This is a genomic window from Okeania sp. (assembly GCF_983059655.1).
The window spans coordinates 1-9,452 of record NZ_CEZPJD010000281.1; the positions used below are offsets into that span (position 1 = coordinate 1).

Below are 9,452 nucleotides of genomic sequence, written 5' to 3' on the forward strand. Positions count from 1 at the left end.
TACTTATTAAAAATAGTTGATAAAAGGTATAGCATACCTTTTCTAGATGATTGAATCATAATCTTTATTTTGGTTACTTATGTCAGAAACTAAAGAATATCAGCCTGGTTTTATGGGATGGGTTTTAACTATGATTATTAGCGCTGGTTTTGGCAGTGCTATTATTGACCTTTGCAAGTATTTTTATGTTGAAACTACAAAAAGTGATGCAAAACTAGAATTAGAAACTCATGGTTGCCATATCCTTCTTGGTAATTATCAATGCACATATTATTTTCTAAACAAAGGGGATAAAAAAGGCTTTATTACTAAAGTTAAATACAATGGGAATGAATTAGACTTTTTTAAGACAAATCATCCAGTTGAAAATTATAATAGTAAAAGGGAAGTAAGAGACTCAAGTAATAATTTTATATCAGCTCATGTTGCTATAGCAGAACCTAATGAAGTTGTAGTTGTTAATTTTTTTCCAGTTAATGATGAAACAGATAAGGAAGCAAACAACCTTTTTGAAAATTGGTATTCTCAAAATCATAAACTAACAACTAATGAAGAAGCACAAAACTTTTATAAAAATTGGAATTTTAAAAATTACAACAAGCCTATAAATAATGAAAAAGCACAGCAATTTTATAAATCTAGGAAAAAGCAAACATGGCTTAAAGACAATTATAAACCAAAAGAATTGTGTATATATCACACAGGCAAGAAAAAGCCAGATTGCTATCCTAAAGTAAGTTCGGGTTGGTCTTTATTTAGCAAATTCAACTAATCAGAGTTAGTATCCATTTTTATCCTGACTGAAATAAAATTGTCAGGATCTGGACAGTACAAAGTTCTCAGTGGAAAAAAACATTCCCCACTAAAAGTTGGGGAATGGTGCATACTGGTTAATGATTCTTAATTAGATAATATTTAATTATTTGCCCGAAATGTTTTACCATTCATCTGATGATTAACAAATTTTAACAGGACTTACACAAATTTTCTAGGATTCATCTGATTGAACAATTATTATCTTCAATCTATTGGTTTGGTCTGCAACAAGGTAGACCGGATCTTATTACCGATAAGGTAATATTTGATGCCCAATATGATGAAATAGTAGCTGAGTTTCAACAAAATTATAACGCTACTTTTCCTTTTCCATCGCCTGATATTACAGTAGATGGAGTGGTAGGTCCTGAAACATGGAAAGTATTAGGTGATGCTATCTTCAAATACACCTATTAAAACTTAAACATTCTTGTTGCTACATCTCTAGATATTTAGCAATAAGACTGTACAAACTCTTGGACTTTAGTCCTGGGGTTCCTCACCAAATCGATCTAATTTCTCATACTCATCTATCCTAATACAGGAGAATTAACAATGACATTAAGTATTTCAAGTTCTTTTTCTTTACCAGTTTTACGCAACGGAAGCAACGGTTATAATGTGACTCTGATACAAAGCCTTCTCAATGATGCTGGCTATGGTTCTTTAGTGGCAGATGGTATCTTTGGTGTTAGCACTGATGCCGCAGTTAAGCAGTTCCAAAAAGACCGAAGTTTAACAGTGGATAGTATTGTTGGTTCTCAAACTTGGGGAGCTTTACTGCCTCCTACTATTGGTCGGGGTAGCAGTGGTGATGATGTTAAACGTCTGCAAATGATCCTGAATGAAATGAGCTATTCTCTAGTTGTAGATAGCATTTTTGGTTCCAACACTGAAGCAGCTGTCAAGGGATTCCAAAAAAATACGCCCTTAGAAGTTGATGGCATTGTCGGTCCTTTAACTTGGTATGCTCTGATGAGCAATATGATTCAAGACTAACGATTTTTAGCTTGTATCCTACATTCCGCACGACAAAACGTAGTATAAAGGGCAAGTAGTCAATAGCCAGTAGTCAGTAGTCAGTAGGGAATGATGTGCAGCTTATATGTGGCGTGTGCGCGAGTATTTATGCTTAATATTTTCCTGATAATTTGACTCTTGAAAAAGGTCAATGACGATAATTCATACAGTATAAATACTTACTAAATTCGGAATTTATATACTACTTTTAATGTGACAAGTTGACGTGCGGAATGTGGGTTGTATTATCCAAGTGTGGGAGTTTACTGCTCCCACTTCTGACTTCAGTTATTCAGACAGTGAGATTTGAGGAGAATACTCCCATGCAAGTTAGATGGAAAATTTTATTGGTCAAAATAACAGTCTGGTTAAGTTTAGAGATTTGGCTAAATTTAGTAGGACTTGATTACTTAGCTGATTACAGTGAGTTTATTTTTGAGCAGAATAATGGTTTTGTTGGGTTTTGTTGTGTGAATTTGTGCAGCACTTCCTGGTACTGAACCTGATTTTGCATTTGAAACTTGCAGTGAGTTAAGTTATGAATAAAGTTGTCAAATTCTACAATTAAAGAACTTAGAAAAACATGACAGACGTAATAAAAGTATTACTTGATTTGCAAATACCAACAATGCTAATTGTGGCAGGACTATTGATTATTATTTTAGGATTTGTTACAAAAATAGGTGGTATAATTGAGGTTTCACGAGAACAAAAAAAATTTACTATTCCTATAGGGTTATTTCTTCTAGTGCTTGGTATTGTTCTTAACTTTACATCATCTCCAACTCCAACTACAACTACAACTCCAACTACAACTCCAACTACAACTCAACCTCCACCTACAGATGAAAAACCACCTCTTGATAATTCTAATATTGAACCTACAGTTACATATAATATGAATAAAATAGATAGCAGTAGTAGTTATGCCGACATAGAGATAGGTAATCAAAATATTGGTGGTACTTTTATTGTCAAAAGATTAACTATTAATTGGGATTACTCAGAATGTCCCCAATTAACTAATGAACCCGATACAAGTGCTATGATAATGGGAGAGTTTAAATACAGTGCTAGTTTAACTCAAAAATCTGACTCTAAAGTTTTAGATGATAGGCAATTCAAATATCCTCCTAATGATGTAGATAAATTTAGTATTGATATAAACCATAGTAAAAATGGGATCTACAAAGTTTGGTTTGATTTTGACTACTACTTGTTTGGAAATAAAGACACCAAAAATAAGAAGACAGAAGAGCGGATGATTTCGTATTGTAAAAAGTTCGTATATTAACTACATTTGTTAATTAAGTTATAAAACCTAAATTAGACCGAAAACCTAAAATCAATTTCAGTATCAAGAAACGCGCTGTGGAGATTTAAAGCTTCATAGTAGGTCTGTTTCTGATGTTCATTAGTCATTGGTACTTCGATTCGCTCACTCCTGTTCCCCCATACATAACCACATAAATCTCCCCATAGCAGATGACATTCATCTTGGAAAAAGACTAGCAGTTTTCCCAAAGTTATTTCCTGGCGATGCTTTTCTAACCACTCTTGGATTTCTTGTTTTTTTTTCCACCACTTCAGGTTCGGCTTTGGGATTTCTTTTTTGAGTCTTTTTCCAACTGATTCCTGCTGCGGAAAATAACTGATATAGCGCTACGCGCTAGGCAACAGGCAACAGGCAACAGGCAACAGTAAACAGTGAGTGGGTTTGGTGGATTTAGAAATGTCCTAACCTAAACTTGTAGTGCTATAATAGCTCTGTCTTGATGCAAATACTACTCCGTAGACCTCCTCTATATGGTACTGTAGTTCCTGCAAATTCCAATAATTTTTTCCTTTGAGCCAATCGAGTACTTTCTCTCGCTCCATCTCACCCAGATAACCACTTGAACCCTTGTGTTTCAGAGCTAATCCCTCTACTCCTTTGGCCTCAAAGATTTGCTTCCATTTACTGATAAAACCTACTGATACTTTTAGCACCCTAGCGAATCTCATAGTAGGTGTATCTTTGATATACCATTTGTACTGCTAATGCTCGTTTTAGTTCACGGGGGTTAGGATTACTCCCGATCAATTCATCTAGTTCTTCCATCCTTACATTGATACACTCAAGTTTAATTATTTAATTAGAGTATACCATCTCTGGCTTTTCACAAATCATTTAGGATTACTATATTGATCGGATATGCTTAAAAATAGCTGCTCTAGTTAATTTTAGATAGTTATCTCTATCTTTTTTCCCTTTTTTTCAATATTTACCCCAACTTCGGTCTTCCCTCTTCCTTCTTTCTTGTTTCTACCATTTGTAACAAACATTTATCACGCTTGGTATTACAGCAGTTTTGGCAAAAATCAAAAGTCAAAAGTTATATTTTATAGGGACAAATGAATTTTTACCATTTAGTAGAGGTGAAAGCAGTTCTCCCATAATCATACACAATACGAAAACCAAAATCATAACCATGATCGACACGCCTATTGTAGTAGAGGCGGATAGCTGAACGGCAGAGAAAAGGATAGTTGCTCCACGAACCTCCCCGTAGTGGAGAACGATTCTTTTTTCCATCTAACCAAGCACTGCCATCAGTAGGCGCACCATTATAATTATCATGCCATTCATCAGCGCACCATTCCCAAACATTCCCGTGCATATCGTACAAACCAAAAGCATTAGGAGGAAATTTGTCTACATTTGTTGTTTTTCCACGATTTATTCCTTTTGGTGCAGAAGCATAAGTTTCGCCACCATTGTAGTTTGCTAACTCAGTCGTTATAGTTTCGCCAAAATAAAATGGTGTGGTTGTTCCTGCTCGACAAGCATATTCCCACTGACTCTCACTGGGTAAACTATATTTTTTACCTGTTATTTGTGAAACCTTCTGACAAAACTCTGTAGCTTTGTACCAATTTACTGTTTCTACAGGGTGCTTTTCACCTTCAAATTTAGAAGGATTATTTCCCATAACTGCTTGCCATTGTGCTTGAGTAACTGGATACTTTCCCATGAAAAATTCTGGTACATCTACATTATGTTGGGGACCTTCATTATCATATCTCCCTGCTTCCTTATCTGGAGACCCCATAATAAAGCTACCTGCGGGAATTTTTACCATTTCCAGGGTTACTCCATTACCGAGGTTTTCTATGATTACTTCTGCTTGATGTTGACGGCGACTAATTATTTCTCCTATGCTGTTGACTTTGACAGTAGTAAATTTATGAATGGAAGTTTTGAGCTGTGGTGGAGGGGAAGGTGTTAGTTTTGGTTCAGGAGTAGGAATATTTTTTGGAGATGGTTGATTCCACAAATCTTTAGTTAACATTGCCGCGACAAAACCATTTCCTGCTAAACCTACTAATATCAATATTTGTCTTCTCCTTTTATTGGGTGGGGTTCTGATAGATAATTTTACTGTTGTTCCTGCTTTTATACTTTTTAATGCTGCTAAAACTTCAGTAGCATTTTTATAGCGTTCTTGAAAATACTCACGCACCATTTTATCTAATATATTTGCCAAGTCATCGCTTACTTGTGCTTGGTTTTGCCAGATAATATTTCCTGTATTTGGATCTGTTGGTAGTTGGTTTGGCGAAATTCCTGTCAGTGCTTTTATTCCTACCATTCCCACTGCATATATATCGCTATTTAGTTTTGGTTTGCCGTTACTTTGTTCGCTTGGCATATATCCAGGTGTTCCAACTGCTACAGTTAAAATAGTTGTTCCTGGTTGGTTGGTAGTCAATACACTTATTTCTTTTACTGCTCCAAAGTCTATCAATACTATTTTGCTATCTGACTTACGACGCATCAAGTTTTGTGGTTTGATGTCTCGATGAATTATATTATTTTGATGAGCTACTGCTAATGCTTCTAATATTCCTTTGAGTAAGGTAATTGTGTAAGACTCGCTTAATTTTTTCCCTGATGTTAGTTCTTTGCTTATATCTTGCCCTTCTATATATTCTTGTACTAGGTAAAATTCTGTTCCTTCTTGGAAATGGGCAAATAATTTTGGTATTTGGTCTGAGTCTTTGCCTAGTTTGTATAAAGTTTCTGCTTCTCTCTCAAATAATTTTTGGGCAGTAGCTAAAATTCCTGGGTCTGAGCTTTTGGGTTTGAGATGTTTGACTACGCATCTCGGTTTTCCTGGTAAATCTAAATCTTCAGCTAAATAGGTATCTCCGAATCCTCCACTTCCGAGGGACTGAATAATTTTGTAGCGTTGTCTCAGGATTTTTCCAGACTGCATTTTCAGTTATCAGTTATCAGTTATCAGCTTTTTTAGTTATTAGTTACCAGTTATTAGACTTCTTCTTATTCAGTCATCAGTTATCAGCTATTCTTCAACAATTAGCAATTAAAGAATTAAGCTCATTATTAACCATTCATTATTTTAGTGCGGAAGTTATTGGATGTGGTTTTTTGGCCTAATTTATTTGAGTATATATGAGCGCACCTTTTCCATTATACTTATAATATCATGTCAAGTTTTTTTGTCAACCCACTTTTTCAGTATTTAGTAATTTATAGATCGGCAATTAGAGTTCTTCATTACACTGCCTAGCTTTGTTTCAAAATTTTTCCAAACTGTGTAATTTAATTTTGCTGTTAAGTTAGGAAAATATGGCTTTTTAGGCCTAATTTATTTGAGTATATATGAGCGCACCTTTTCCATTATACTTATAATATCATGTCAAGTTTTCTTGTCAACCCACCTTTTATCAGTTATCAGTATCTAGTTAGTAGTAGGACTTGAGAAATAAAATAAATACTTAAGGGCTAAAGCTCTACTACAAATAAAAGAATTATTTTCACTAATTTTTAGTAAACCCATAATTTAGGCGATCGCTTCTTTTAAAAATCCTGTTTTTTGTGCATAAGTTATTTTCTGATTGTCCTAAAAATGCCCATACCCTAAAGTAACAGATTTAAACTATACCCATCCAGTTTTTTCTTCTTCCTTCTTCAATTTTTATAGCACTACGCAAATAGGGCGCGGAAATTTATAAATGCTCAAATTAAGTCAGGGATTACATCTAACTTCTTTTTGACTTCTGACTTACGCGTAGCGCCATACTCTTTACTATAAAGTAGAGGTAATAGGATATTTTTTTATTAGGGGATAACAAAGGTGCTTTCACAAAATCCGATTGTTACATTTACGATTCTTTTATTAGTAATTCTTACTCTTCCACCTCTGTTTGAGCGTCTCCGACTTCCTGGATTAGTTGGTTTATTAGTAGCAGGAATTTTTTTAGGTGGAGATGGATTAAATTTACTCGACCCCGAAACAGAAACGATGAAATTATTATCAGATATTGGTAAAGTTTATCTGATGTTTGTCGCCGGATTAGAAATTGATTTAATAGAGTTTAAAAAACATCAAGACCGCTCTCTTGGTTTTGGCGTTGCTACATTTTTATTCCCACTTGTTACTGGTACATTAATTGCCAAAATATTTGGTTTGGGTTGGAATGGTGCGATTTTAACAGGTTCTTTACTTGCTTCTCATACTCTCTTAGGTTATCCCATTGTTCAACAGTTGGGTGTAGTGGGAAATCAAGCAATTACTGTTACTATTGGGGCGACTATTTTTACTGATATTGCTGCTTTATTAGTTCTGGCAATTTGTGTATCGATTAGTGCTGGTAATTTTTCGGTGATTAGTTTGGCAATTCAATTGGGAAGTTTGGCGATATATTCAGCAATAATTCTTTGGGGTTTTCAATGGGTAGGTAAACAATTTTTCCGGCGAACTACTAATCAAGAAAGTAATCAATTTTTGTTTGTTTTGTTGGTTGTGTTTATTGCTGCTTTGGGTGCAACATTGATTAATGTCGATCAAATTGTTGGTGCTTTTCTGGCAGGTTTGGCAGTTAATGATGTGGTGGGCAAAAGTCCGGTTAAGGAAAAAATAGAGTTTGTTGGTAGTGTTTTATTTATTCCCTGTTTTTTTGTTGATATGGGATTATTGCTGGATATGTCGGCTTTTGTTAATACTTTTTTAACTAGCTTTGAATTAACTTTATCTATTATTTTGGGTTTGCTTGGGAGTAAATTTTTGGCTGCGTTTTTGGCAAAAAATATTTATCGATATAATTGGCATGAAACGATGAGTATGTGGTCTCTATCTATGCCACAAGTTGCTGCTACTTTGGCTGCTGCATTGGTGGGTTTGCAAGTAGGAATTTTGCCAGAGGTAATATTTAATAGTGTAATTTTTTTGATGTTGGTGACTTCTATTTTAGGTCCGATTCTTACTGCTAAATTTGCGAGTAAAATTTCCTTACCAGAGGTAGATTTTACATCGGATAATTCTTTGATTTGGTGGGAAACTCATCAGCAAGCTCCAGATAGTTTTACAGATAAAGTCGATGGAGTTGTTAACCAAAAGTTTGTTGTATTAGTGCCAGTATATTTTTCTGTAGAAAAAACAAAATATTTAATTGAAATGGCAGTAATGTTGGCAAAGCATGAGGGAGGTTTAATGATTCCTTTATCCATAGTAAAAGGTTACGTAAATATGGATTCTCCTCAGTTAAATTTGGCTTTACAACAGAGCAGTAAAAGGTTAAGTTCTGCTTTAGAAACTAGTCAAAATTTTGAAGTTGAAGCTACTCCAGAAATCAGAATTTATGATGATTTTGCTAAGGGTATTAGTCGCACAGCACGGGAAAAAAATTCTAGTTTAATTGTCATGAGTTGGCACAATACTACTGGTATTAAGGCTCGTTTATTTGGAAATATAATAGACCGGGTATTTTGGTCTGCTCATTGTCCCGTAGCTGTGGTACGTTTATTGGAAAATCCAATGAATATTAATAGGATTTTAGTACCTGTTAAAAATATTACTCCTCAGGCATTAAGAACTGTACGTTTTGCTCAACTTTTTGCTAGTACTAATCAAGCTTCTGTAACTCTCCTTCATGTATGCGATCGCCAGACTTCTAAAGAACAAGTTACTAAGTTTCATTCCCAACTTTCTCAGCTTATTTCTCAAGGAAAAACTGAGGTAAAATCGAGAATTAAAATTATTCCTTATGATGATGTTGCTCCTGTAATTAGTAAGGCAGCAAAATCATATCAATTAGTAGTATTACGTTCGATGCGACGACGTACTGCGGCAGGATTATCTGTTAGTGATGTTACTACTAAAGTTTTGTCAGAAATTACTTGCTCAGTAGTGATATTTGGAGAACCTTATTGTTAATTTTAGGGAGTAGGGAGTAGGGGAGTGGGGGAATGGGGGAGTGGGTAGGGATGTTGCATGCAACGTCCGTACAGGGAGAAGTAAAAAGCAAGAATAATTAACATTAACTGAGCTATTTTTAGCGAAAAAGTGATTCTACCTGTTTTGATTAGTTAATAACTAAAGTCTTACTAAAGTATAGCGTTACTTTTAGGAATTGTTATTATCCAAATTTGTTCTGAAGCTTTATTTCTAGCACAATCTCTGTAGATAGTATTTTTAAATAATATGTCAATCTAGATAAAGTTTTTTTATCATCAAAAAATCCTGTTTTGAATATCCATTAATTTTTATAGAAAGCTACTATTTAATGCTGTTTTATCTTCTTTACCGAATAATTAATAATTCAATAATTCA

The 9,452-nt window shown here is 34.5% G+C and carries 7 protein-coding genes and 1 pseudogene; 5 read left to right on the forward strand and 3 right to left on the reverse strand.

Features of this window, described 5'->3' with window-relative positions:
• Positions 1-79: 79 nt before the first annotated feature.
• The 4 genes from AC3DU7_RS16465 (at position 80) to AC3DU7_RS16480 (ending at position 3,130) form a co-directional block, all read left to right on the forward strand.
• A complete protein-coding gene (locus AC3DU7_RS16465) occupies positions 80-772 on the forward strand; it encodes a hypothetical protein (RefSeq protein ID WP_488040411.1) in 693 nt (230 codons plus the stop codon).
• A 599-nt stretch (positions 773-1,371) separates the two neighbouring features.
• Entirely contained in the window at positions 1,372-1,815 is a 444-nt protein-coding gene (locus AC3DU7_RS16470; protein ID WP_488040412.1) for a peptidoglycan-binding domain-containing protein, read from the forward strand.
• A gap of 344 nt (positions 1,816-2,159) precedes the next feature.
• Positions 2,160-2,336, forward strand: coding sequence for a hypothetical protein (locus AC3DU7_RS16475; protein WP_488040413.1), 177 nt, complete (start codon positions 2,160-2,162; stop codon positions 2,334-2,336).
• A gap of 83 nt (positions 2,337-2,419) precedes the next feature.
• On the forward strand, positions 2,420-3,130 hold the full coding sequence (locus AC3DU7_RS16480; protein WP_488040414.1) for a hypothetical protein: 711 nt from the start codon (positions 2,420-2,422) through the stop codon (positions 3,128-3,130).
• 80 nt (positions 3,131-3,210) lie between these two features.
• Here the strand turns inward: AC3DU7_RS16480 and AC3DU7_RS16485 are convergent.
• The 3 genes and pseudogenes from AC3DU7_RS16485 to AC3DU7_RS16495 all read right to left on the reverse strand — a co-directional run.
• A pseudogene (locus tag AC3DU7_RS16485) lies at positions 3,211-3,505 on the reverse strand (winged helix-turn-helix domain-containing protein); the annotation flags it as partial.
• Positions 3,506-3,573: 68 nt separating this feature from the next.
• Complete coding sequence (locus tag AC3DU7_RS16490; protein WP_488040415.1) at positions 3,574-3,825, reverse strand: helix-turn-helix domain-containing protein; 252 nt, start codon at positions 3,823-3,825, stop codon at positions 3,574-3,576.
• Positions 3,826-4,238: 413 nt separating this feature from the next.
• Complete coding sequence (locus AC3DU7_RS16495; protein WP_488040416.1) at positions 4,239-6,095, reverse strand: SUMF1/EgtB/PvdO family nonheme iron enzyme; 1,857 nt, start codon at positions 6,093-6,095, stop codon at positions 4,239-4,241.
• Positions 6,096-6,977: 882 nt separating this feature from the next.
• Here AC3DU7_RS16495 and AC3DU7_RS16500 point away from each other — a divergent pair.
• Positions 6,978-9,056: a cation:proton antiporter gene (locus AC3DU7_RS16500; protein WP_488040417.1), complete on the forward strand. Its 2,079-nt coding sequence runs from the start codon at positions 6,978-6,980 to the stop codon at positions 9,054-9,056.
• Positions 9,057-9,452: the final 396 nt, after the last annotated feature.

Coding starts and splice junctions, on each gene's coding strand:
- AC3DU7_RS16465 (WP_488040411.1), top strand. CDS start 80: ATGTCAGAAACTAAAGAATATCAGCCTGGTTTTATGGGATGGGTTTTA.
- AC3DU7_RS16470 (WP_488040412.1), top strand. CDS start 1,372: ATGACATTAAGTATTTCAAGTTCTTTTTCTTTACCAGTTTTACGCAAC.
- AC3DU7_RS16475 (WP_488040413.1), top strand. CDS start 2,160: ATGCAAGTTAGATGGAAAATTTTATTGGTCAAAATAACAGTCTGGTTA.
- AC3DU7_RS16480 (WP_488040414.1), top strand. CDS start 2,420: ATGACAGACGTAATAAAAGTATTACTTGATTTGCAAATACCAACAATG.
- AC3DU7_RS16495 (WP_488040416.1), bottom strand. CDS start 6,095: ATGCAGTCTGGAAAAATCCTGAGACAACGCTACAAAATTATTCAGTCC.